Here is a 23,829-nt window from a genome sequence, read left to right on the forward strand (position 1 = left end):
GCCCCGGCGCCCGCCGCGCCCGCCGCTCCGGCACCGGCTCCGGCCGCTCCGGCCCCCGCACCGGCCGCTGCCGCGCCGGCCGCCCCCGCCCCGGCTCCGGCCGCCGGTGAGGGCGACGGCGCCTACGTCACCCCGCTGGTGCGCAAGCTCGCCGCGGAGAACGGCGTCGACCTGTCCACGGTCAAGGGCACCGGTGTCGGTGGCCGGGTCCGCAAGCAGGACGTCATCGCCGCCGCCGAGGCCGCCAAGGCCGCCGCGCCGGCTCCGGCCGCCGCGCCGGCCGCCGCCTCCAAGGCTCCCGTCATCGAGGCGTCGCCGCTGCGCGGCCAGACCGTCAAGATGCCGCGGATGCGCAAGGTCATCGGCGACAACATGATGAAGGCCCTGCACAGCCAGGCGCAGCTGACCACCGTGGTCGAGGTGGACATCACCGCGATCATGCGGATGCGCAACAAGGCCAAGGACACCTTCGCGCAGCGCGAGGGCGTCAAGCTCTCCCCGATGCCGTTCTTCGTCAAGGCCGCTGTCCAGGCGCTGAAGGCCCACCCGGTCGTCAACGCCCGGATCAACGAGGACGAGGGCACCATCACCTACTTCGACACCGAGAACGTCGGTATCGCGGTGGACGCGGAGAAGGGCCTGATGACCCCGGTCATCAAGGACGCCGGTGGCCTCAACATCGCCGGTATCGCCCGCAAGACGGCGGACCTGGCGGGCAAGGTCCGCGCGAACAAGATCACGCCGGACGAGCTGTCCGGTGCGACCTTCACCATCAGCAACACCGGTTCGCGCGGCGCCCTGTTCGACACCGTCATCGTGCCCCCGAACCAGGTCGGCATCCTGGGCATCGGTGCCACCGTCAAGCGCCCGGTGGTCATCAACCACCCGGACCTCGGCGAGACCATCGCGGTGCGCGACATGACCTACCTGGCGCTCTCCTACGACCACCGTCTGGTGGACGGCGCGGACGCCGCCCGCTACCTGACCACGGTCAAGCAGATCCTGGAGGCCGCCGAGTTCGAGACCGAGATCGGTCTCTGAGTCCGGCAGTCACGCCATAGGTGTGCCGCAGGGGTCGGCCCCGGTTCGTACGAGCCGGGGCCGGCCCCTTTGCGCTTCCCTGGGCGCCTTTGCGCTTCCCTGGGCGCCTTTGCGCTTCCCCGGGCGCCTTTGCGCATCCCCGGGCGCCTTTGCGCATCCCCGGGGCCTTGCGCCCGGGGCCTTCCGCCCGTCCCGGATAATGGCCCCCTCGTCACCACGCGCTCTGAAGGAGCACCTCATGACCCCGCCCGTCGTCCATTCGCTGCGCGAGCAGATCCGCGAGCACATCCTCGAGGGGATCGTCAGCGGCCGCTGGCAGCCGGGCGAGCGGATCGTGGAGCGGCGGATCGCGGTGGAGCTGGAGGTCAGCCAGACGCCCGTACGGGAGGCGCTGCGTGAGCTGGAGTCGCTGCAGCTGATCGAATCGGCACCGAACAAGGGCGTTCGGGTACGGAATCTGACCGCGGACGACCTCAAGGAGAGCTATCCGGTACGGGCCGGGCTGGAGCAGGTGGCCGCCGAGCTGGCCGCCGGGCGGCTGGCCGAGGACACCGTGGCGCTGGAGCACGAGGTGGCGGCGCTGCGCGAGGCGGACCGCTCCGCTGACGGGGAGGCACAGGTCCGGCACACGGTGGCCTTCCACCGGGAGATCGTGCGGGCCGCCGGGAACGCCGTCCTGCTGCACACCTGGGAGTCGCTGGGCATCGAGGTCTGGACGACGCTGTCGATCCGCTGGTTCAGCCCGGAGCCGCGCTCGCACGCCCAGGACCACCAGGAGATCGTGGACGCGTTCCGGCGGCGCGACCCGAAGATCGGCGCCCTGCTCAAGTCACATGTGCTGAGCTGCGCACCCCGGGTCTGAGGGGGCGTACGGGAGGGGGCCGACGCTCCCCCCCTTCAGCTGGCACGCGGTGCCTGAAAGGGCGGCACCCCGTGCCGACCTGCGGTGATTCCCTCCCCGATCGTTGATCGATCATCGATCAGAGGCGTATCGTCGTGCGTCGGGGCGCGACAACCCTGCCTGCCGAACTCGTAGGGGGTGTCGTCAAGGCCGCCGTCCACCCTGAGGACGCGGCCCGGTCACGACGGCACCCCCGAGCTACCTCCCGTCCGGAAAGGGGCCACCCATGCCCGATCCCGTGCGCCTGCCGTACAGCCAGCTCGACCAGCTCCCGGACCGCGACCCCGAGGAGACCGCCGAGTGGCGCGAGTCGCTTGACGCCGTCACCGAGGCGGCCGGCCCGCAGCGTGCCGCTTATCTGATGCGCCGTGCCCTGGAGCACACCGCGCGCACCGAAGGCACCGCCCTGCCGTCCCTCCTGGAGACGGACTACGTCAACACCATCCCGACCTCCGCCGAGCCCGCGTTCCCGGGCGACGAGGCGATGGAGGCCCGGATCACCGCCTGGAACCGCTGGAACGCCGCCGCGATGGTCACCCGCGGCTCCAAGCTGGGCCTCGGCGGCCACATCGCCACCTTCGCCTCCGCCGCCTGGCTCTACGAGACCGGCTTCCAGCACTTCTTCCGCGGCAAGGAAGGCGACGGCAGCGGCGACCAGCTCTACATCCAGGGCCACGCCTCCCCCGGCATCTACGCCCGCGCCTTCCTCGAAGGCCGCCTCACCGAGGACCACCTCGACCACTTCCGCCAGGAGGCCGGCGGCGAGGGCCTGCCCTCCTACCCGCACCCGCGGCGGCTGCCCTGGCTGTGGGAGTTCCCCACCGTCTCCATGGGCCTGGGCCCGCTCTCCGCCATCTACCAGGCGCGCTTCAACCGCTACCTGGAGCACCGCGGCATCAAGGACACCGCCAACTCCCACGTCTGGGCATTCCTGGGCGACGGCGAGATGGACGAGCCCGAGTCGACCGCCGCCCTCGCGCTCGCGGGCCGCGAAGGCCTGGACAACCTCACCTTCGTCATCAACTGCAACCTGCAGCGCCTCGACGGCCCGGTCCGCCCCAACTTCAAGATCGTGCAGGAGCTGGAGGCCCAGTTCCGCGCGGCCGGCTGGAACGTCGTCAAGTCGCTGTGGGGCCGCGCCTGGGACGAGGTCTTCGCGCTCGACACCGACGGCGCCCTGATCCGCCGCCTCGGCGAGACCCCCGACGCGCAGTTCCAGACGTACGCCACCCGCGACGCCGCCTACCTGCGCGAACACTTCTTCGGCGGCAACGACACGCTGCGCGCCCTCGCCACCCGGCTCTCCGACGCCAAGCTGCTGGAGCTGTTCCAGACCTCCCGGGCCGGCCACGAGCCGCGCAAGGTATACGCCGCCTACCGGGCCGCCGTCGAGCACAAGGGCGCGCCGACCGTCATCCTGGCGCAGACCGTCAAGGGCTACACCCTCGGCACGGGCTTCGAGTCCCGCAACGCCAACCACCAGATGAAGAAACTCACCATGGCGGAGTTCCGCACCATGCGTGACGTGCTCGAACTCCCCATCCCGGACAGCGCGCTGGAAGGCGACCTGGTGCCGTACCAGCGCCCCGCCGAGGACTCCCCCGAGATGGTCTACCTTCGCGAGCGGCGCGCCGCCCTCGACGGCCCGGCCCCCACCCGCAAGGTCACCGCCAAGCCGCTCCCGGCCCCCGCCGACAAGGTCTTCGACGCCCTGAAGAAGGGCTCCGGCAGCCAGGAGATCGCCACCACCATGGCGTTCGTCCGGCTGGTCAAGGACCTGATGCGGGACAAGGAGACCGGCAAGCGCTGGGTGCCGATCGTCCCCGACGAGGCCCGCACCTTCGGCATGGAGTCGCTGTTCCCGACCGCCGGCCTCTACTCCCCCAAGGGTGCGACGTACGACCCGGTCGACCGTGACCAGCTCCTTTGGTACAAGGAAGCCAAGGACGGCCAGATCCTCAACGAGGGCATCACCGAGGCCGGTTCGCTCGCCGAGTTCACCGCCGCCGCGACGTCCTACGCGACGCACGGCGAGCCGATGATCCCCTTCTACATCTTCTACTCGATGTTCGGCTGGCAGCGCACCGCCGACCAGTTCTGGGCGCTGGCCGACCAGTTGGGCCGCGGCTTCGTCATCGGCGCCACCGCGGGCCGTACGACGATGACCGGCGAGGGCCTCCAGCACGCCGACGGCCACTCGCACCTGATCGCCTCCACCAACCCGGCGGCGCTCTCCTACGACCCGGCGTTCGCCTACGAGGTGGCCGTCATCGTCAAGGAGGGCCTGCGCCGGATGTACGGCCCCGACGCCGAGGACGTCTTCTACTACCTGACGGTCTACAACGAGACCAAGGTCCAGCCGGCCATGCCGGAGGGCGTCGAGGAGGGCATCCTCAAGGGCCTGTACCGCTTCCAGGAGGGCGCCAGGCCCCAGGCCGACAGCCCGCAGCTCCAGCTGCTGGCGTCCGGCACCGCCATCCACTGGGCCCTGGAGGCGCAGCAGCTGCTGGCCGCCGACTGGGGTGTGGCGGCGGACGTGTGGTCCGCACCGTCCTGGACGGAGCTGCGCCGCGACGCGCTGGAGTGCGACGCCGCCCGGATGGAGGGCGAGGACCGGATTCCGTACGTCACCCGTGCGCTGGCCGGTGCGCCCGGTCCGGTCGTCGCGGTCAGCGACTGGATGCGGGCGGTACCCGACCAGATCGCGCCGTGGGTCGAGCAGGACTGGACCTCCATCGGCACCGACGGCTTCGGCCTCTCCGACACCCGCGAGGCGGCCCGCCGCCACTTCGGCGTCGACCCGCAGTCGGTGGTCGTCCAGGCGCTGGCCGCCCTCGCCCGACGCGGCCAGGTCAAGCCGGAGACCGTCAAGGAGGCCAGGGAGCGGTACGGCCTGTGAGGCATGGGCCGCACCGCGGCCCGCGCCTCGTGGGACGGCTCTGCCGCCCCGCCCCTCAGGAGCACCCCCAACTCCCGTGCGGAGGTCACCTTCCCGCGCCCGGGGCCTTCGCACGGGATGCCACCACCGGCCCGGCCGGTCACGCCCTGACCACGGCCGGGCCGGGCTGTCTTCCGTGCTGTGCGTTTCCGCTTCGCGGTGGGGGTGGGCGGCTTTGTGTGTGGCAGGGGCGGGCGCGCTCATGCCGTGTGTGTGGTGGGTCGGAGGGGACGCCCGGTATCCCTCCCCCAGCCTTCGGCCGGGAGGTGCCCCGCTCCGCTGCCCGGACCGGACCGGCCCGGCCCGGCCCCGACAACGAACCCGAGCGTTGTCAGTGCCCCCCGGCATGATGGATACATGCGTGCTGCCCGGCTGATCAAGATGGTGTTGCTGCTCCAGGCGCGGCCGTCGATGACGGGCGCCGAGCTGGCGCGGGAGCTGGAGGTGTCCGAGCGGACGGTCGCCCGTGACGTCCTCTCCCTCTCCGAGGCGGGGGTGCCCGTTTTCGCGCACCGCGGCCGGGCCGGTGGCTACCGCCTCATAGGCGGCTACCGCACCCGGCTCACGGGCCTCGGCCGCAGCGAGGCGGAGGCGCTCTTCCTGTCCGGAGTGCCGTCCGCCCTGCGCGAGATGGGTCTGGCGGACGCCGCGTCCGCCGCCCGGCTGAAGGTCTCCGCCGCCCTGCTGCCCGAGCTGCGCGACGCCGCGACGGGCGCCGCCCAGCGCTTTCATCTCGACGCTCCCGGCTGGTATCAGGAACCCGAGCCGCCCGCCCTGCTGCCCGAGATCGCCGACGCGGTCTGGGACGACCGCCGGATCGCCGCCCGCTACCTCCGCAAGGACACCGAGGTGGAGCGGGAGTTGGAGCCGTACGGCCTCGTACTGAAGGCGGGGGTCTGGTACCTGGCGGCACGTACCCAGGGGGACTACCGCGTCTACCGGGTCGACCGGTTCACCGCCGTGGCGGTCGCCGGGAGCGGCGCGGCCGACGACGCCGACGCCGACGACGCCGGGGGGCGGTTCATCCGCGACGATTCCTTCGACCTCCCGGCGTTCTGGGCCCGGCGGGCGGCGCAGTTCGCCCGGTCGATCCTGCGCGAGGAGGTGGTGCTACGGCTCTCCCCGCGGGGCGTCCTGCAGCTGCCGTACGTCACCGAACGCGCCGCTGCCCGCGAGGCGATCACCCGGGCGCAGTCCGCGGGCGGGCCCGACGAGCTGGGCCGGCTGACCGTGACCCTCGCGGTGGAGTCCGCCGAGGTCGCCCATGCGCAGCTGCTGGCGCTCGGCCCGGAGGGCGAGATACTCGCGCCCTCCGGGCTGCGTGAGCGCTTCGCGTCGGCGGCCCGTCGGACGGCCGCCCTGTATACGGAGGCGGGAGGAGCACGGGATCCGGAGGCGCGAGGGGCACAGGATCCGTAGGCGGGAGGCGCCCAGGCCGGCTCGCCCGGGGGCGTGCCCGGGGTCGTGGGGACCATGACCCGCCGGCCGGCCGGACGGGCGCCCCACCGGCCGGTACGGACGCCGCGGCCGGATACCGGCACCGCTGTCCGGCGCCGGTACCGGAACCCCTCAGCGATAGTCGTCCGCGCTCGCGTCCTTCCCGCCGAAGACGACCTCCTCGAAGTAGCCGAAGCAGTCGGGCCGTGAACCGTCCGTGTCGGTGAAGCCGTACTCCTTCGCCAGCTGCCCGCTGGAGAGCGACCCGCCGCTCCAGCGCGCCTTGTCCGGGTCGGCGGCGAGTGCCCGTACGCCGCGGGCGATCAGCGCCGGAGATTCGGCGATGGCGAAGTGCGGCTCCTGGGTCACCGCGTCGCGCCAGGTCTCCTCCGTCACCCCGAAGTGGTCGAGCATCTCCTCGGACCGCAGAAAGCCGGGGGTGAGCGAGACCGCCGTGCCGCCGTGTTCCTCCAGTTCGGCGGCGAGACCGAAGGCGATGCGGTGCGGGGCGTTCTTGGTGAGGTCGAAGCAGAGGTTGTCGCGGTAGGTGCGGTTGAAGGCGGCGGTGCCGTCGGTGACCTCGACGACCAGCCCGCCGGGGCGCCGGATCAGCAGGGGCAGTGCGTAATGGCTGGTGATGATGTGGGTGTCGATGCCGAGGCGGAACATCCGCAGCCCGTTGTCCAGGTCGAGGTCCCACAACCTGGTGTGGAACTCGATCAGCCGGTCGCCGCCCCAGACGCTGTTGACCAGCACATCCAGCCGCCCCTGCTCCCGGTCGATGCGCTCGGTCAGTGCCTTGACCTGCGCCGGGTCCAGATGGTCGGCGGGCACGGCGATCCCGGTGCCGCCGGCCCCGGACACCAGCTCCGCGGTCTGCTCGATCGTCTCCGTGGCCCGGCCGACCTCACTGACCCGTTCCCGGGTCGTACGTCCCGTCACATACACCAGGGCCCCGGCCCGCCCCAGCTCCACCGCCATCGCCCGGCCCGCGCCCCGGGTCGCCCCGGCGACCAGCGCCACCCGTCCCGCCAGTTCCTGCTGTCCCGCCAGTTCCTGCTGTCCCGTCACGTACCTCACTCCTCGCTGTCAGGTGCCTCGCATCCCTGCACGGCGACCCTGGCAGTGAAACCCGACACCTTCTGTCCGGATTCATCGGCCGCCATCCGGCGATCCGGCCGCCTACGGACGGAGTGCACGCACGCTCCCCCCGCCGGGCAGCCGCCCGGTGACCTCCGCCGGGTCGCCCCGCCCGGCCGGTGCGGCGAGCGTGTTCTTGTCGCCGGTGGCCCGTACGCCGCCGGTGGCGTCGAGGCCACCGACCCCGGGGCTGCCGGCCGCGAGCAGATACGACGTGCCGGACTTCGCCTGCCAGTGGACGCCGCCCACCACGGGACCGCCGAAGCGGCTGCAGGCGGCGGTGTTCACGGCCCGTCCGGCGATCCGCCCGGGGTCGGCGGGGCGCGCGGCGGGCGGCAGGAACCGCAGTGTCACGCTGCCGGGCCCGCGCCAGGTGTCGGCCCTGGTGCACACCCAGGTCGCGCTGCCGCCGCCCTCCGGGAGGCGCTGCCCGGCGAACGCCCAGTTGCTGACGGACCGTACGCCGGTGCCGCGCAGCGACCCGAGCGAGCAGGCCGTACGGGCCCAGCTCCGCAGCGCCGGAGCGCCGGTCGCCTCGCCCGGCCCGCCGGCCGGTAGGCCGCCGGACGCCGGCGGCGCATAGGTGAGGTGGACGGGGACGAGGTCATCGAGGTCGGCCACCAGGGAGGGAGGGTTGTGGCCGGGCGGCCCGATGCGTGTCGAGGGCCGGAACTGGGTCACCGGCCAGCGCCCGCAGCCGGCGCCCCCTTCGGGCGGTGTCGGGATCCGGTCGGTGACGCCGTCCGGGGCGACGTGCAGCCCGTGTACCGGCGCGGCCGGTGCCAGCAGGTCGCGGGTGGTGAGGTCGGAGATCCACGGCGCGAGCAGATAGCGCATCCAGCCGTTGCCGCGCCCGATCACCAGCGCGGCGGCGGTGGTCGGATCCGCGCCGTCGACCCGCGCGAAGTGCAGCGTGGGCGTGGCGTCTTCGGGTTCGGCGTAGCGCACCAGCCGCTCGCCGTCGTGGAGCACCACGACCCTCACGTTGTCGATCAGGCCCGCGTACAGCAGCTGCGGCGGATGGCCGGGCGGCCGGGTGGAGGTGCCCGCGGCCGTGGTGATCCGGGTGTCGGCGGGCGGCGCGGCCCAGACCCGCAGCGCCCGCGCCAGCAGCTCCCGGTCACCGGCCTGCCGGCCGCGGGCGGGCCAGGCGGTGAAGTCGATCCGGGAGGTGTCCGCCCACTGCTCGTTGGGGGTGCGCAGCAGCCGGCCGGGGTCCAGCGCCTGTTCGGCGGTGGTCTTGGGGTGGCCCGTGCGCTCCCCGTCGCCGTGCCACACCCCCGCCGCCACCGCGCCGACCGCCAGCGCGACCGCCAGCGCGACCGCGGCCCGCACCCGCTGCCGGCGGCGCAGCAGGTCCGTCGGCCGGGTCTGCACCGTGCACGGGTCGAACTCCCCGGAGTTCAGCAGTGCCGCGGCACCGGCCCCGGTCGCCCGGTCCAGCTGCGCCGCCGCCCGCTGGGCCGCGTCCGGGTCCTCGACCCCGGCCCGTGCCAGCACGCTGCGGGTGGCGTCCTCGTCCAGGCCTTCCAGCTGCCACAGCCCGATGGCGGCCCGTACCGACGCCGGGACGGCGGACAGCGCCTGGTCCAGGGCCAGTTCATCGGCGCCGCCGGCCCGGGGGAACAGCCGCAGTCCCCAGACCAGGGGCAGGACGGCAGGTCCCCGGACCGGCCGTCCCTCGTGCGCGAGCGCCAGCCGCAGGGCCCGCTGCCGCACCTCGTCGTAGCCCGACTCGGCCGCCGGGCCGCGCTGGGCCGGCAGTCCGCCGTCCGGCCGGCGCAGCCGGGTCCGCGGCAGCGCCCGCTGCACCAGGCCGTGTGCGGTCAGGACCCGTCGGTGGCGGCCCGTCGACGGGGGCAGGACGAGGTAGGTGAGGCGGACGAGCCGTGGATAGTGCTCGACGATGGCCGCCTCGGCCCGCTCGATATCGGCCCGGGTACGTTCGTCCATGGGCATGGCCTGGAACAGCCCTTCGCGAAATGGTGGATATGCCGTCGTTCGGTCGTGCACGCCGTCCAACGAGTGATTCATGGGACGGTCACAGGAGCGCCGGCCGGGGTGAGCGAGTCCGAACCGAACAACCCGTCACCGGTGTGCACCCCGCTTCACCGATCCGGATAACGACCCGTCGCATCCGGGGTACTCCGCATGCGGCGGGCGCCGGCAGGGCAGATGCTGGAGCGGTGATGGACGAGACGGAGTTCTGGGAACTGATCGACGGTTCCCGCGAGGCCGCCGAGGGCGACCCCGAGGAGCAGGCCGACGCGCTGGTCGAGCGGCTCCTCGGGCTCGATCCGGATGCCGTCGTGGACTTCGCCCGCCACTTCGAGTCCCGCTACAACCGGGCCTACTCCTGGGATCTGTGGGCCGCGGCCGCCGTGATGCTGGACGGCGCCAGTGACGACGCCTTCGACTACTTCCGCTGCTGGCTGATCGGCCAGGGCCGGGAGGTCTTCGAGGGCGCGCTGCACGACCCGGACCAGCTCTCCGACCTGCTGGACGACTTCGACGAGGCGGTGGACGGCGACGCCGAGGAACTGGGCTACGCGGCCGACGAGGCGTACGAGCAGCTGACCGGCGGGGTGATGCCGGACCTGGGGCTGTCCCCGGCACCGCGCGAACCGCTCGGCACGTACCTCGACTTCGACGACGAACAGGCCCTGGCGGAGCGCTTCCCCACCCTCTGGGACCGTTTCAAGCCGTAGGGCGGGCCACCGGCCGGCACGCCCGGCACGCCCGGCTCCGGGCCGTTTCGCTCCGGGCCCGGCGGCCGGGCTTTCGTACCGGGGCGCGGCAGGCCGGGCCCCGGGTGCCACCACGGGCCCGTCACTGCGGGCAGTATGGCCCCATGCGGATCGCGATCACCGGCTCGACCGGACTCATCGGCACGGCGCTCGTACGGTCCCTGCGCGCGGACGGTCATGACGTCGTCCGGCTCGTACGGCACGCGCCCGCGGCCGTCGGCGAGGTGCGCTGGGACCCCGGGCGCCAGGAGATCGACACGGCCGGGCTGGCCGGCTGTGCGGCGGTCGTCCATCTGGCCGGCGCCGGGGTCGGCGACCACCGCTGGACGGCCGCCTACAAGCAGGAGATCCGCGACAGCCGGGTGCTGGGCACCAGGGCCCTCGCCTCGGCCCTCGCCTCGATGGACACCCCGCCGGGCGTCCTGGTGTGCGGCAGCGCGATCGGCTACTACGGCGACACCGGTGACCGGCGGACGGACGAGAGCGCGCCGGCCGGCCGCGGGTTCCTGCCGGAGCTCTGTGTGGCCTGGGAGGACGCCGCGAAACCGGCCCAGGACGCGGGCATCCGTACCGTCTTCGCCCGCACCGGTCTGGTCGTGGGGCGCTCGGGCGGCGCCTGGGGCCGGCTCTTCCCGCTGTTCCGGCTCGGCCTCGGCGGGCGGCTCGGCGACGGCAGCCAGTACTGGAGCTTCATCTCCCTGGAGGACCACATCAGGGCGCTCCGCCACCTCATCGACACCGGGGGCCTGACCGGGCCGGTCAACCTCACGGCTCCGGAACCGGTCACCAACCGGGAGGTCACCGCCGTGATGGGCCGTGTCCTGAACCGCCCGACGCTGTTCACCGTCCCGGCACCGGTCCTGCGGATCGCCCTGGGGGAGTTCGCCGGTGAGGTGCTGGCCAGCCGGCGGATCATTCCGCGGCGGCTGCTGGACTCCGGGTTCGCGTTCACCCGGCCCCGCATCATCGAGGCGGTCCGGGCCGCGTAGCCGTCCGGGCCGCGAAGTCGCGCGCGTCACACCACCCTCCGGTCGGCATAGCCGCAGGGCCACACGGGAAGCTTTGGCCAAGGGGCGTTTCGACACGCTCCTGGACGCTCCCTGTTGAACGGCCCGCCGTCTTCCTACCGTCCTCGCACAGCACCTCGGTATCCCTCACGGCGGCACCGGGCACGACGCGGGTGCGCCGCCGTTGGGACCGACCTCGGGAGGGTCATGTGCTGCGCACCGCATCGGCCGTGGACGTCGTCATCGTGGGGGCCGGCCCGGCCGGGCTCGCCGCCGCCCGCCATCTGACCGGCGCGGGGGTGACGGTCACGGTCCTGGAGGCCGCGCCAGTGATCGGCGGCCGGTCCGTCACCGACCGGCTCGACGGCTTCCGGCTGGACCGCTGCGGCCGGCCGCTGGCCGTCTCCGCCGCCGAGCTGCGCCGTACCCCGGGCCTCGGCGATCTGACGCTCCGTCCGTTCGCGCCCGGTCTGAGCCTCCACACCGGCCGGCGGACGCAGCGCATCAGCCCGCCCCGGAGCACGAAGGGCGCGCTCTGGGCGGCACGCTCCCTCTCGCGCGCCGACCGTCGCGCGGAACGCCGGGCGACGGACCGTCAGACGGTCCGCCTCACCGACCGGCGGACCGCACCGCCCCCGGACCGCCGCACGGTCCGCCGGATCGACCGCCGTCCGGACCGCCGCGCCGACGCCGCCGCGCCCCCCGCCCCGTCCCCCCACGCCCCGCCCGCCGACCGTCCGATCCGCGACGCCCTGGCGAGCCGCCCCGCCTTCCTGCCGCGCGGCCACGACGCGTTCCTGCGGCCCCTGCTGGCCGCGCTGCTGTGCGATCCGCAGCTGCGCGGGTCCAGCCGGGGCGCGGCGGCGGCGCTGCGCGCCTACGCGCAGGGGCGGTTGTGGCTGCCGGCCGGCGGCGCCATGGCCGTCCCCGAGCTGCTCGCCGCCGCGCTGCCGCCCGGCACGGTCCGGACGGACGTGCAGGTCACCGCCGTCTCCACCACCGGGGTCAGCACCGCGGAGCACGGCGCCATCCCCTGCCGGGCGGTGCTGGTGGCCACCGGCGCGCGCGAGGCGGCCGAGCTGCTGCCGGGCCTGCGGGTGCCCGCCTTCCACCCGGTCGCCGTCCTGCACCACACCGCAGCGGCGGCCTCCGCGGGCCGTTGCGCACCGTCCCGCGACACGGCCCTGATCCTGCCGGCCGACGGCCCTGTCGCGTACACCTACGCCGCCGGCGCCATCGACCCGTCCCGTACGCCGCCGGGCCGGTCGCTGATCACCACGACCGTGCTCGGCGCCGCGGCGACGCTGCCGCTGTCCGTGCTCGACAAGACGATCCGGCCCCAGCTCGACCGCATCTACGGTGCGCACACCGACGACTGGGATCTGCTGACCGCCCATCACGACCCGTACGCGGTACCCGCGATGCCGGCCCCGCACGACCCGGAACGGTCGGTGCGGGTGCTCGCCGGTCTCTATGTGTGCGGCGATCACCGCGACACCAGCACGCTCCAGGGCGCGCTGAACTCGGGCCGCCGCGCCGCCCGCGCGCTCCTCCAGGACTTCGGGCTGCCGGCGCTCACGACGGAACCGGACACCCTCCCCGCGGCGGCCTGAGCCCGGCGCCGGGCCGGCTCACCCCAGCGCCGCCACCCGTTCCCGGTACCCCCGCACCGCCGCCGCGTCCCGGTACGGCTCCAGGCGGCGCTCGAAGTCCCTGACGTACTCATGGGCGCGTACAGACCGCATCTCGGAGGCCTGGAGCGCCGCCTCGGCGCCCAGCGTGCAGGCCTGCTCCAGCTCGCCCAGGCCGAGCCGTGCGGTCGCCAGCACCACCCGGCAGAAGAGCCGGCTGCGGGCGAACCCGGCCGCACGCAGCTGGAGGGAGCGTTCGGCGTGCTGGGACGCCGCGCGGTACTGCTGGAGGTCGCGGTGGCAGTGCGCCAGTTCGTCGGCGAGCTGCGCCTCGTCGAAGAAGCGCGCCCAGTACGGGGTCTCGTCGCCGGGGCGGACGGTCTCCAGCGCCCGTTCGGCGCGGGCCAGCGCCGCCGTGCAGGCCCGGATCTCGCCCAGGACGCCGTGGCCGCGCGCCTCGGCGGAGTGCAGCAGGGCCTGCACGGCGGGCGGCGCACTGCTGCCGATGCCCTGCTGGGCGACCCGCGCCAGCTGCACGGCTTCCCTGCCGTGCCCCAGGTAGACGGCCTGCCGGCTCATCGTCACCAGGACGTAGGACCCGTACGCCCGGTCCCCGGCGGCCTGGGCCAGCCGCAGGGCCTGGACGAAGTACCGCTGGGCGAGTCCGTGGGCCGCGATGTCGTACGAGGTCCAGCCGGCCAGCCGGGTCAGATCGGCGGCGGCCGCGAACAGCCGGCGGCCGGCGGCCTCCCCGTAGCTGCCGCGCAGCATCGGCTCGGCCTCGTGCTCCAGATAGCGCACCAGGGCCTGCCGGGCGTGGCCGCCGCCGTAGGCGTGGTCCAGCGCCCGGAACAGCTCGCCGACCGAGCGCAGCGCCGCGATGTCACCGGAGGTGACCCGGGAGCCCTGGGTGCGGTCGACCCGGTCGGTGCGGCGCTGCCGGGGCACCGTGGCCCGGCCCTGGGCGGGCACCCGGCCCGCCCCGTCGTCGTGGGTCTCGCCGCGGGCGACGCGTTCGTCGGCGCGGCCGATCAGCCAGTCCCGGCTGGGCACCACGAGACCGGCCGGGGTGAAGGCGATCTTGCGGAGCTCGGCGTGGCTGCCGGAGTCCTTGCGCCACAGGCCGCTGACGATGTCCACCGCCTCACTGGGGCTCGCGGCGAATTCCAGCCCGGCGTACACCGGCGCACAGGCGTCCAGACCGAGGTCCTGGGCGGACAGCCGGCGCCCCAGCCGGCGGGTGAACACCTCCGCGATCAGGGCGGGGGTGGTGCCTCTGGGCTGCTGGCCGCGCAGCCAGCGGGTCACCGACGTCTTGTCGTAGCGGAGGTCGAGGCCGTGCTCGATGCCGAGCTGATCAACCCGTCTGGCCAGCCCGGCATTGGAGAATCCCGCCTCGGCGATGAGCGCGGCGAGCTGGCGGTTGGGCGTGTGGTGCGGGGGTCGTTCCGTCATCAGCTTTACCGGTCTCCTGCCTTCCGGGCCGCTGCCGGGTTCGGCGGACCCTGTCCGGCATGCTCATCGCCCTTGTGGAACGGCGTGAATGTAACGGCCTTCGGCGCCCCATACGCCGCCTCTCCCCCGCGTTCATCCGATCGTGTGAGCAGGGCGGGAGTGCAGGACACCGGCCGCCTGCGGCGTCCGGAAACGGCGGCCGTACAGTGGCATGGGCGCGAAGTGGCATCAACGTTGCAGCAAAGTGCAACAAAGGTTCGAAGAGGAGCTGCCGTGACTGCGATCTCTCGGGGGGAGACCCCCGCTCGGGGGGAAACCCCCGCACCCGAGGGGCTGCGCTTTGTGCATCTGGGCTTCGGCGCCGACGCCGTGGACTACGAATCCGCCTGGCAGGAACAGCGCCGGGTGCACACCGCCCGGTTCGCCGACGAGGTGCCCGACACCTGTCTGCTGCTGGAGCACCAGGCCGTCTACACCGCGGGGCGCCGTACGTCCGACGACGAGCGCCCGCTGGACGGGACCCCGGTCGTCGATGTGGACCGCGGCGGGAAGATCACCTGGCACGGGCCCGGCCAGCTGGTGGGCTACCCCATCCAGAAGCTGCCGCGCCCGGTTGACGTCGTGGCCCATGTCCGCCGGCTCGAAGAGGCGCTGATCCGCGTCTGTGCCGAGTTCGGCGTGGAGGGCACCCGCATCGAGGGCCGCAGCGGTGTGTGGGTGCTGGGCGACCCGGTCGAACAGCGGGCGGCCCTGGGCGGGCTGAACCTCGACTTCGACCCGCGGGTGGCGGACGAGATGTTCGACCCGCGGCTGAACGGCCCGGAGTACGCGCCGTCCAACGCCGGCCAGCGCCGCGAGGACCGCAAGCTCGCCGCGATCGGCATCCGCGTCGCCAAAGGCGTCACGATGCACGGTTTCGCACTGAACGTGAACCCGGACAACACCTCGTTCGACAAGATCGTGCCGTGCGGCATCCGTGACGCCGGCGTCGCCTCGCTGGCCGGCGAGCTGGGCCGCGAGATCACCATCGCCGAGGTGCTGCCCGTCGTCGAGAAACATCTGCGGGCCGTCCTGGAGGGCGTCGAGCTGCTCCCCCGCGCGGTGTGACGGAGGTCTGGCGGACGGCCGCCCGCCGTGCGCCCGGGGCCGGCCGGCCGTCGGCCGGGGCATCCGGGGACCGCCGGGAATGCAACCCCGCGATACGGGGTTGCCCCGCACGTAAAGACGTGCGAATCAACGGGCGTACCCTGGTGTACGCCGCAGAAACGAATGCCGCGTAAGCAGAAAGGGGCGCCGGTCGTGTCCGCAGTCGCACCCGACGGACGCAAGATGTTGCGCCTGGAGGTCCGGAACAGCCAGACCCCCATCGAGCGCAAGCCCGAGTGGATCAAGACCCGGGCGAAGATGGGTCCCGAGTACAACCACCTCCAGAGCCTGGTCAAGAGCGAGGGCCTGCACACGGTCTGCCAGGAGGCGGGCTGTCCCAACATCTATGAATGCTGGGAGGACCGTGAGGCGACCTTCCTCATCGGTGGCGACCAGTGCACCCGCCGCTGCGACTTCTGCCAGATCGACACCGGCAAGCCGCAGGAGCTGGACCGCGACGAGCCGCGCCGGGTCGCCGAGTCCGTGCAGACCATGGGCCTGAAGTACGCCACGATCACCGGCGTCGCGCGCGACGACCTGGACGACGGCGGCGCCTGGCTCTACGCGGAGACCGTCCGGCAGATCCACGCCACGATGCCCGACACCGGCGTCGAACTGCTGATCCCGGACTTCAACGCGGTCCCCGAACAGCTCGCCGAGGTCTTCTCCTCCCGCCCGGAGGTGCTGGCCCACAACGTCGAGACGGTCCCGCGCATCTTCAAGCGCATCCGCCCCGGCTTCCGCTACGAGCGCTCCCTCGAGGTGATCACCAAGGCCCGCGAGGCCGGTCTGGTGACCAAGTCCAACCTCATCCTGGGCATGGGCGAGGAGCGCGAGGAGATCAGCCAGGCGCTGCAGGACCTGTACGACGCGGGCTGCGAGCTGATCACGATCACCCAGTACCTGCGCCCCTCCGTGCGGCACCACCCCATCGAGCGCTGGGTCAAGCCCGCCGAGTTCGTGGAGCTGAAGGAGGAGGCCGAGGAGATCGGCTACGCCGGCGTGATGTCCGGCCCGCTGGTCCGCTCCTCCTACCGCGCCGGCCGCCTTTACCAGCAGGCCGTCGAACGGCGCGAGGTCGAGGCGTCCAGTCAGGCGGTTTGATTTCCCCGGCGCGCCGTCTTGTGAAACGTGGCACATGCTGAGGACGCGGCCCGCACTCCCCCAGGACGGGGGGCGTGGGGGCCGCGTCAACGTTTCATCGGTGTTTGACCGGCAGGTCATCCGTTGGTAACACCTTTCCGTGACGATGGATGCACGCACCGCTCCCGCACCAACCCCTGCTTCTCCGAACAGATCAGAGGGAGTCACCCACCATGCAGGCCGCGCCGCTCCGCGCCACCCCCGCCACCACCCCCGCTCTCCCCCTCCCCTCGGTCACCGGCGCCCTGCGTGCCGTCGAGGCCGTCCTGATGCGCGGCGGGCAGCGCACCGCCCGCCGTAACGCCTGGACATCGGTCCTGGAGGACCGCCGCCGCGCCAAGGACCGTCACGAGGCCGAGTACGTACTGGAGGCCGCGGCGACCCGGCGCCCGCACGCCACGTAAACTTCGCCGTATGGCGAGGAAGGCAAACTCAGACGGCGCTGCCGGGGCTGAGAACACCGGGCGGCTGAAGCAGATCGCCCTGACCTACAAGATGACCCGTCGGGTCGACTCCAAGGTCGGTCTAGTCGTCGCTGGTGTAGGCATCGTCGTATTCGGCGTTCTCCTTGCCATCGGCTTCGCGATCGGCCACCCCATCTACGCGGGAATCCTGGGCTTCGTCCTGGCCTTCCTCGCGATGGCGATCGTCTTCGGACGGCGCGCCGAGCGCGCTGCCTTCGGGCAGATGGAAGGCCAGCCCGGTGCGGCGGCCGCCGTGCTGGACAACGTCGGCCGCGGCTGGACGGTCACCCCCGCGGTGGCCATGAACCGCAGCCAGGACGTGGTCCACCGCGCCGTCGGCAAGGCCGGCATCGTGCTGGTCGGCGAGGGCAACCCGAACCGCCTCCGTGGCCTGCTGGCCGCCGAGAAGAAGCGGATGGCGCGCACCGTCGCCGACGCCCCGGTCCACGACATCATCGTGGGCGACGGCGAGGGCCAGGTGCCGCTGAAGAAGCTCCGTACGACGCTGCTGAAGCTGCCGCGGGTGCTGCCCGGCGCGCAGGTGACGGCCGTCAACGACCGGCTCAAGGCGCTGGGCGACCTGATGAGCAACATGCCGGTCCCGAAGGGCCCGATGCCGAAGGGCATGCGGATGCCCAAGGGCGGCGGCAAGACGCGCTGACCGTACGGGCCGGCCGCGCCTTTTGCCGGCCGGCGGAACCGACACCTGACCGGACGACGACGCCCCGGGGCCGATGGCTCCGGGGCGTTCGTATGCGACTCGGCATGCGCCTGGATCGTCTCCGGCCCGGTATGCACGCGGATACCACTCCGGCCCGGCATACATCCGGATACCACTCCGTCTCGGCATGCACCCGGACACGCTGCCGAACGAGTGGGCCGAGAGCGCGATACGGAGCCGACGGCTCACTCAGGCACGGGGGTACGGGGTGTGCGGGGTGCGGGGGTACGGGTGCGGGCTCAGAGGCGGACCTGCACGGCGCGCGCGAGGCGGTCGTGCAGCCCCCGGCCGTCCCGGTCCCAGACCACGGCGGGGATGACCAGGACGAGCAGCACGGTACGGAGCACCACCCGCGGCAGCGTGAGCCGGCCGCCGCCCTCGGAGATCACCTGCAGGCCCAGGAACCGCTTACCCGGCGTGAAGCCGACCGTGCCCACCGTCAGGACGCTGAGCACGGCGAAGACCAGCAGCGCCCAGTTGCTCGTGGACTGCGCCTTACCGCCGCTGAGCAGCCCGTACGCGATGAGCAGGCACATCGCCCAGTCGATGAAGAGCGCGGCGAAGCGGCGCCCGGGGCGGGCGATCGAGCCCGGCCCCGTCTCCGGCAGCCCGAGCTGCTGCCCGCGGTATCCGAACTCGACACCCAGGTCCTCGGCTGCCGCGCGGGGCCCGGAGATCCACGATCCGATTGCTTGCCTGTTGTCCACCCGACCACGGTACTGCGACCGCATACGTTCGATTCCCGGAGGGCCGGAACCGACCAGGTCCGGGGCCGTACCGTCCGGGCGCGGGACCGGTCCCGGAGGGCCGCGAGCGACGGGGTCCGCAGGCCCTGCGAGCCGGGCGCGGGACCGGCTCACGAGCGCCGGGACGGCCGGGCACACCTCCGCAGAAGACCGCAGCTCCGCAGGTCCACAAGGCTCCGCGATGGCGCACACTGGGGGTGAAGGGCGGCCGCGCGCCGGTTAACCTCGGCGAAACAAATGGGTCATGCTTGGGAAATCCCGCCTGCCTATGGTCGGGCAACGCGCCACCGCACATGGTCGCGTTCCGAGTAGCAATCCCGCGTCCGCCGACCGGTGACCGGGCTAGGAGGAGTTGGATGTTCCAGAACGCCGACGAGGCCAAGAAGTTCATCGCGGACGAGGACGTGAAATTCGTCGATGTCAGGTTCTGTGACCTGCCCGGCGTGATGCAGCACTTCACGATCCCGGCGAAGGCATTCGACCCGGCCGAGGAACTCGCGTTCGACGGCTCCTCGATCCGCGGCTTCCAGGCCATCCACGAGTCCGACATGGCGCTGCGCGCGGACCTGTCGACGGCTCGCGTGGACCCGTTCCGCCGCGACAAGACCGTCAACATCAACTTCTTCATCCACGACCCGATCACCGGCGAGCAGTACAGCCGTGACCCGCGCAACATCGCCAAGAAGGCCGAGGCCTACCTCGCCTCCACCGGCATCGCGGACACCGCGTACTTCGGTCCCGAGGCCGAGTTCTACGTCTTCGACAGCGTGCGCTTCGAGACCTCGGCGAACCAGTCCTTCTACCACATCGACTCCGAGGCGGGCGCCTGGAACACCGGGTCGGAGGAGAACAACCGCGGCTACAAGGTCCGCTACAAGGGCGGCTACTTCCCGGCCCCGCCGGTCGACCACTTCGCCGACCTGCGCGCCGAGATCTCCCTGGAGCTGGACGCGGCCGGCCTGGAGGTCGAGCGCCAGCACCACGAGGTCGGCACCGCCGGCCAGGCCGAGATCAACTACAAGTTCAACACGCTGCTCGCCGCCGCCGACGACCTGATGCTCTTCAAGTACATCGTGAAGAACGTCGCCTGGCGCAACGGCAAGACCGCGACCTTCATGCCCAAGCCGATCTTCGGTGACAACGGCTCCGGCATGCACGTCCACCAGTCCCTGTGGCAGGGCGGCAGCCCGCTCTTCTACGACGAGCAGGGCTACGCGGGCCTCTCGGACACCGCCCGCTACTACATCGGCGGCATCCTCAAGCACGCCCCGTCGCTGCTGGCCTTCACCAACCCGACGGTGAACTCCTACCACCGCCTGGTCCCCGGCTTCGAGGCCCCGGTCAACCTGGTCTACTCCCAGCGCAACCGCTCGGCGGCCATGCGTATCCCGATCACGGGCTCGAACCCCAAGGCCAAGCGCGTCGAGTTCCGCGCCCCGGACCCGTCCTCGAACCCGTACCTCGCCTTCTCCGCCCTCCTCCTCGCGGGCCTGGACGGCGTCAAGAACAAGATCGAGCCGGCCGAGCCGATCGACAAGGACCTCTACGAGCTCGCCCCCGAGGAGCACGCGGGCGTCCCCCAGGTCCCCACCTCCCTCCCGGCCGTCCTCGACGCCCTCGAGGCCGACAACGAGTACCTCCAGCAGGGCGGTGTCTTCACCTCCGACCTGATCGAGACCTGGATCGACTACAAGCGCACCAGCGAGATCGCCCCGATCCAGCTGCGCCCGCACCCGCACGAGTTCGAGCTGTACTTCGACATCTAAAGAGCATGGCCGGCCGACCTGGGCGGGAGCCCTGGAAACATGCCGTGACCTGCGAGAACTCTGCTCAGTAGTTCTCATCGTCACCGCTTGCTTTCCACCCCCTTGTGCACCGCGTGTGCACCGCCCGCCCACCCTCTGACTTGGTGTCAGAAACGCCGCGAGGGCCGCTACTCCGTAATCGGGGTAGCGGCCCTCGCTGGTTCGTCCAGGCTCTGTACCGCGCCAGCCTCCTTGGCCTCACAATGATGAGCCGGGTCGGTGACTTGCGGGGATCTTCCCCGTGGAACGGTGACCTGGCCCTTTCCTATTGGGCGACGGCTTCCATCAGGTGTCCTGCGGACTGCGCGGACAGTTAACCCCCTCCGGTCAGCGCTTCCTGCCGCGGGCTGCTGAGAGCTCGTAACACGATCTTGCATCACCTGACAGCAGTTGCCGCCGGAGCTGGGCTTCGGATACGGGCAGACCCACTAGCAAAGGCTTGGCCGCTGGCAGGAGGCTGGGGTGTTCGAGGCCCCGCATCGCATACTCCTGGCCGAGTTGCACGCGGCCGGGCGGATCGACTGGACGCGCGCATGCGTGGATGCCTCCCACGTGCGCGCGAAAAAAGGGGGCGAGGCCACGGGGCCCGTCCCCGGTCGACCGCCGCAAAACAGGCAACAAGCACCCCCTGATCAGCGACGGCGACGACATTCCCTTCCACGTGATCCCCACCGCTGCCAACGTCAACAACGTCACGCAGACCCTCACACTGCTCGACAGCGTTCCTCCGGTCGCCGTCCGGGCCGGACACCCCGCAAGCGCCCGGACGCCCTGCGGGGCGACAAGGACTACGACAGCAACTCCCATCGCAGTTAGCTGCGCAAACGCCGCAGCATGCCGGTCACCTCCAGCCGGGATGAACCCGACATTATCGACCTCGGCAAGCTCCGCTACGTCGTCGACCAGACCTTCGCCCAACTCCACCAGTTCAAGCGCCTTGCCGTCCGCTGGGAACGACGTCTCAATCCACAGGCACCGTGATCATGTTACGAGTTCCAAACAGTCCCTGGCTTGCTGAATTAAGGCATCGGAGGTGTTCGGGCAGCGTCTTATTGATCAAAATTGATTACTTGCGATCAAAAGCACAGAGCTCGAGTGTCGGTGACTTTAAGATCAGAGGATGACTATCGCTATGGCAGAGCCGGAGGAGCCGGAGGGAAACTTCGTCTCGCGAATCGTCAAGGTAACCCCCGAAATTGCCGCAACTTTCCTGTCCCGGGATTCAGTCAATAGACGACTGGACATGGGGCAGGTGAGAGCCCTGACGGAGACCATTCTCCGTGGTGAATGGAAGTTGACTCATCAGGGAATCGCCTTCGACGAGACCGGTGCACTCCTCGACGGCCAGCATCGCCTCCATGCGATTATCGAGGCCAACACTCCCGTAGAGATGCTCGTCTTCGACGGGGTGGCGAGAGACGTTTTCCCGGTTCTCGACACCGGAAAGCGTCGGAGTGCAGCGGATACGCTGTTGTCGACCGGCGCGAAATACCTGCACCTGCTTTCCTCCACCATCCGTCACGTGATTCTCTTCAAGACGATGCCGAACGATCCCTGGAGCGGTGCCCGGGCTCACGTATCGAACGACCGAATCCTAGCCGCATACAACGAGGATAGAGACAGGTACGGGGAGGCGGTGGCCATCGGTCGTGAGCTTTCCAAGCACCTGTTCGCGAGTCAGACGGCGGCGGCGGTGGGGTTTTTCGTGACCACTGATGTGGCGCCTGCCGCGGATATCGACGAGTGGATTTCGGGTCTCAAGTCCGGTGCGAGTCTGGATCCTGGCGATGCGAGGCTTGCTCTGCGAGAGGTGCCGAGGGACACACAGAAGCGGGGTTCCAAGCGCAGGATGGGCATGCGGGACCAGGTGGCAATCTATATCAAAGCATGGAACTCCTGGGTTGAGCCGGAGAAGGCCAGCGAATTGCGTCTTCGGCGTTTGAGAAAGAGGGAGAAGATGCCGATTCCGGTCGAGGTGAAATTCGAGCGCTAGGAACGCGTTGGAGATCTCAGGTCAGGTCGCTGCGAACAATCACCTTGCCGGCCTTCCCCAGCACGGCTACCTCCCGGCCCAGGGACTTGGCGAGCCGCTCGACAAAATCGCGCGAAATCGACTGCGAGGAACCATCTGAACTCTGCGCTACAATGACTACGCTCTCACCTTCCCAGGAGGAGCGGACGGCCTCCCAGCCGATCTTTGCGAATGAGGACGCAATGAACTTCTCTTCGCTGATCCGGCGAATTTCCCGAGGCGGCCGCCTCGGTGCCCCGTCCGCCCGTAGCTCGTATCTTTCGATCTCCGCCATGCGGTGATCGAGCTGTCGAGCAATAAGGAGGATCTCCTCCGTCATGTCCGCTTCGGATCGCTGCACCGTGTTCGAGAGGTTATCCCTCGACGAAATTGCACTGATGCTCCGCATTTCGTTCTCGAACTCCGGCCAACTCCTCTGGAAGGCGCGTTCCAACCTTTCGCGCGGGATTGCCAGGCCGACCGAGGCGTCATTGAGGTCGAAAAGAAGCTTCTGTACGTCGTCTTTGCTATCCCCGATGACGGCCTGGAACTGACTGAGAGGGCTGATGAGATCGGTCGTTTTCATGCCGATCAAGAACGGGACGACATAGCCACCCTCGACTTGCTTGGAAAGGGCCCCGGCCTCAAAGTTAATCCAAGTGGAAGACTGATTCTCCGGGGTTGTGCAGATGATCCCAAAATTTGTTTCGGAAAGCTCGTCGGTGATCTCTCGAACCCCTCTCCTCCCTGCGGAAATGTCCAGACTAGAGAGCCAGGGGTTGATGTATTGGAGGACGTCCGGTAACCAGGACCACAGAGCTTCGGCGGTCTTCTTGGAGCGCTCTCCTGACCAGCTCAGAAATACCTTGATAGCGATCTCCTTCCATTTTGGTCAGCGGGCTGATTGATTGAATTCGAATCGACCGACCTCACGCGCCACCTTGAGCAGGAGCGCCTGTTCCGCCTTCAGCAATCCGTACGACTCACGGACGTAGGACAGGAACCTGTTTCCTGGATGGCGAATCAGGGTGGATTTGCTTGGTCCGACTCCGTCCCAGTTCGCCAAAAGGGCGTCATAGGTGGCTGCGTGCGCGCAAAATTCGAGGACCACGGGCGGCATTTCTCCCCCGATGATCAGGTCACCCCGGGCGGTGATGATGTCCCGCATCTTCTGGGCCGTCGGGGCGAACACTGCTTCTACCCACATGCGCCACCGAGCCTCCTCCAGTTCCGGCAGCGGAATCTCTGTCGGGCCTACACCAATAGGCAGAATGTAGCGCCTACAGTACTCTCTCCACGCCTTCTCGTTCGTTTCCGTTAGAACGAGCAGTGGGCCATAGAGGTCTTTTAATTGACTGCTCACCCGGTCGATTCGCGCTTCCCTCAAAGATCTGCGGGTCTCCCCTTGATGGTTCAGCCAGTAAGCCATGATGGCGATCAGGATGCTGGCACAGGCCGTTACCATTGCTGCGATCATCGAAATCTCCATGGCGCCG

20 protein-coding genes are annotated in these 23,829 nt (G+C 70.8%); 14 read left to right on the plus strand and 6 right to left on the minus strand.

Annotation, left to right across the window (positions count from 1 at the left end):
* The 4 genes from sucB to ACWGJY_RS27465 form a co-directional block, all read left to right on the plus strand.
* Positions 1–1,041, plus strand: a 1,041-nt coding sequence (gene sucB / locus ACWGJY_RS27450; protein ID WP_453263527.1) for a 2-oxoglutarate dehydrogenase, E2 component, dihydrolipoamide succinyltransferase, incomplete at its 5' end; no start/stop codon positions are given.
* A gap of 238 nt (positions 1,042–1,279) precedes the next feature.
* The gene (locus tag ACWGJY_RS27455; RefSeq protein ID WP_453263528.1) at positions 1,280–1,903 is read left to right on the plus strand and encodes a GntR family transcriptional regulator; all 624 of its coding nucleotides are present in this window, start codon (positions 1,280–1,282) and stop codon (positions 1,901–1,903) included.
* Between the two features lie 265 nt (positions 1,904–2,168).
* Entirely contained in the window at positions 2,169–4,841 is a 2,673-nt protein-coding gene (aceE, locus tag ACWGJY_RS27460) for a pyruvate dehydrogenase (acetyl-transferring), homodimeric type (protein ID WP_453263529.1), read from the plus strand.
* A gap of 396 nt (positions 4,842–5,237) precedes the next feature.
* Positions 5,238–6,299 (plus strand): helix-turn-helix transcriptional regulator, encoded by a 1,062-nt coding sequence (locus ACWGJY_RS27465; RefSeq protein WP_453263530.1) that lies wholly within the window; start codon positions 5,238–5,240, stop codon positions 6,297–6,299.
* 150 nt (positions 6,300–6,449) lie between these two features.
* Here the strand turns inward: ACWGJY_RS27465 and ACWGJY_RS27470 are convergent, their stop codons facing one another.
* Both ACWGJY_RS27470 and ACWGJY_RS27475 read right to left on the minus strand, forming a co-directional pair.
* Positions 6,450–7,388 (minus strand): SDR family oxidoreductase, encoded by a 939-nt coding sequence (locus tag ACWGJY_RS27470; RefSeq protein WP_453263531.1) that lies wholly within the window; start codon positions 7,386–7,388, stop codon positions 6,450–6,452.
* 111 nt (positions 7,389–7,499) lie between these two features.
* Entirely contained in the window at positions 7,500–9,410 is a 1,911-nt protein-coding gene (locus ACWGJY_RS27475; RefSeq protein WP_453263532.1) for a hypothetical protein, read from the minus strand.
* Between the two features lie 236 nt (positions 9,411–9,646).
* On the opposite strand from ACWGJY_RS27475, the gene ACWGJY_RS27480 reads away from it, so the two are divergent.
* From ACWGJY_RS27480 to ACWGJY_RS27490, 3 genes are all read left to right on the plus strand, one after another.
* Positions 9,647–10,165 carry a DUF4240 domain-containing protein gene (locus tag ACWGJY_RS27480; protein WP_453263533.1) on the plus strand — a complete coding sequence of 173 codons (519 nt, stop codon included), beginning with the start codon at positions 9,647–9,649 and terminating at the stop codon, positions 10,163–10,165.
* 143 nt (positions 10,166–10,308) lie between these two features.
* Complete coding sequence (locus ACWGJY_RS27485; protein WP_453263534.1) at positions 10,309–11,193, plus strand: TIGR01777 family oxidoreductase; 885 nt, start codon at positions 10,309–10,311, stop codon at positions 11,191–11,193.
* Positions 11,194–11,420: 227 nt separating this feature from the next.
* Positions 11,421–12,824 carry an FAD-dependent oxidoreductase gene (locus tag ACWGJY_RS27490; RefSeq protein ID WP_453263535.1) on the plus strand — a complete coding sequence of 468 codons (1,404 nt, stop codon included), beginning with the start codon at positions 11,421–11,423 and terminating at the stop codon, positions 12,822–12,824.
* Between the two features lie 18 nt (positions 12,825–12,842).
* On the opposite strand, the gene ACWGJY_RS27495 is transcribed toward ACWGJY_RS27490, so the two are convergent.
* The gene (locus tag ACWGJY_RS27495) at positions 12,843–14,297 is read right to left on the minus strand and encodes a regulator (protein ID WP_453263536.1); all 1,455 of its coding nucleotides are present in this window, start codon (positions 14,295–14,297) and stop codon (positions 12,843–12,845) included.
* Between the two features lie 342 nt (positions 14,298–14,639).
* On the opposite strand from ACWGJY_RS27495, the gene lipB reads away from it, so the two are divergent.
* The 4 genes from lipB to ACWGJY_RS27515 all read left to right on the plus strand — a co-directional run bounded on the left by lipB (position 14,640) and on the right by ACWGJY_RS27515 (position 17,711).
* A complete protein-coding gene (lipB, locus tag ACWGJY_RS27500) occupies positions 14,640–15,404 on the plus strand; it encodes a lipoyl(octanoyl) transferase LipB (RefSeq protein ID WP_453263571.1) in 765 nt (254 codons plus the stop codon).
* A 192-nt stretch (positions 15,405–15,596) separates the two neighbouring features.
* A complete protein-coding gene (gene lipA / locus ACWGJY_RS27505) occupies positions 15,597–16,547 on the plus strand; it encodes a lipoyl synthase (RefSeq protein ID WP_453263537.1) in 951 nt (316 codons plus the stop codon).
* A 212-nt stretch (positions 16,548–16,759) separates the two neighbouring features.
* Positions 16,760–16,990 (plus strand): SCO2195 family GlnR-regulated protein, encoded by a 231-nt coding sequence (locus ACWGJY_RS27510; RefSeq protein ID WP_453263538.1) that lies wholly within the window; start codon positions 16,760–16,762, stop codon positions 16,988–16,990.
* Between the two features lie 10 nt (positions 16,991–17,000).
* Positions 17,001–17,711, plus strand: coding sequence for a DUF4191 domain-containing protein (locus ACWGJY_RS27515; protein WP_453263539.1), 711 nt, complete (start codon positions 17,001–17,003; stop codon positions 17,709–17,711).
* Between the two features lie 299 nt (positions 17,712–18,010).
* Here ACWGJY_RS27515 and ACWGJY_RS27520 read toward each other — a convergent pair whose 3' ends face one another.
* A complete protein-coding gene (locus ACWGJY_RS27520; protein WP_453263540.1) occupies positions 18,011–18,478 on the minus strand; it encodes an RDD family protein in 468 nt (155 codons plus the stop codon).
* 395 nt (positions 18,479–18,873) lie between these two features.
* Here ACWGJY_RS27520 and glnA point away from each other — a divergent pair, with 395 nt between their 5' ends.
* The 3 genes from glnA (at position 18,874) to ACWGJY_RS27535 (ending at position 22,315) form a co-directional block, all read left to right on the plus strand.
* On the plus strand, positions 18,874–20,283 hold the full coding sequence (gene glnA / locus ACWGJY_RS27525; RefSeq protein ID WP_453263541.1) for a type I glutamate--ammonia ligase: 1,410 nt from the start codon (positions 18,874–18,876) through the stop codon (positions 20,281–20,283).
* Positions 20,284–21,156: 873 nt separating this feature from the next.
* Positions 21,157–21,303, plus strand: coding sequence for a hypothetical protein (locus ACWGJY_RS27530; protein ID WP_453263542.1), 147 nt, complete (start codon positions 21,157–21,159; stop codon positions 21,301–21,303).
* Positions 21,304–21,442: 139 nt separating this feature from the next.
* Entirely contained in the window at positions 21,443–22,315 is an 873-nt protein-coding gene (locus ACWGJY_RS27535) for a hypothetical protein (RefSeq protein ID WP_453263543.1), read from the plus strand.
* Between the two features lie 16 nt (positions 22,316–22,331).
* Here ACWGJY_RS27535 and ACWGJY_RS27540 read toward each other — a convergent pair whose 3' ends face one another.
* Together ACWGJY_RS27540 and ACWGJY_RS27545 are read right to left on the minus strand one after the other, a co-directional pair.
* Positions 22,332–23,210 carry a TIR domain-containing protein gene (locus ACWGJY_RS27540; protein WP_453263572.1) on the minus strand — a complete coding sequence of 293 codons (879 nt, stop codon included), beginning with the start codon at positions 23,208–23,210 and terminating at the stop codon, positions 22,332–22,334.
* A 15-nt stretch (positions 23,211–23,225) separates the two neighbouring features.
* Positions 23,226–23,822 carry a hypothetical protein gene (locus ACWGJY_RS27545; RefSeq protein WP_453263544.1) on the minus strand — a complete coding sequence of 199 codons (597 nt, stop codon included), beginning with the start codon at positions 23,820–23,822 and terminating at the stop codon, positions 23,226–23,228.
* Positions 23,823–23,829: the final 7 nt, after the last annotated feature.

Source organism: Streptomyces sp. NPDC054765 (genome assembly GCF_053612065.1).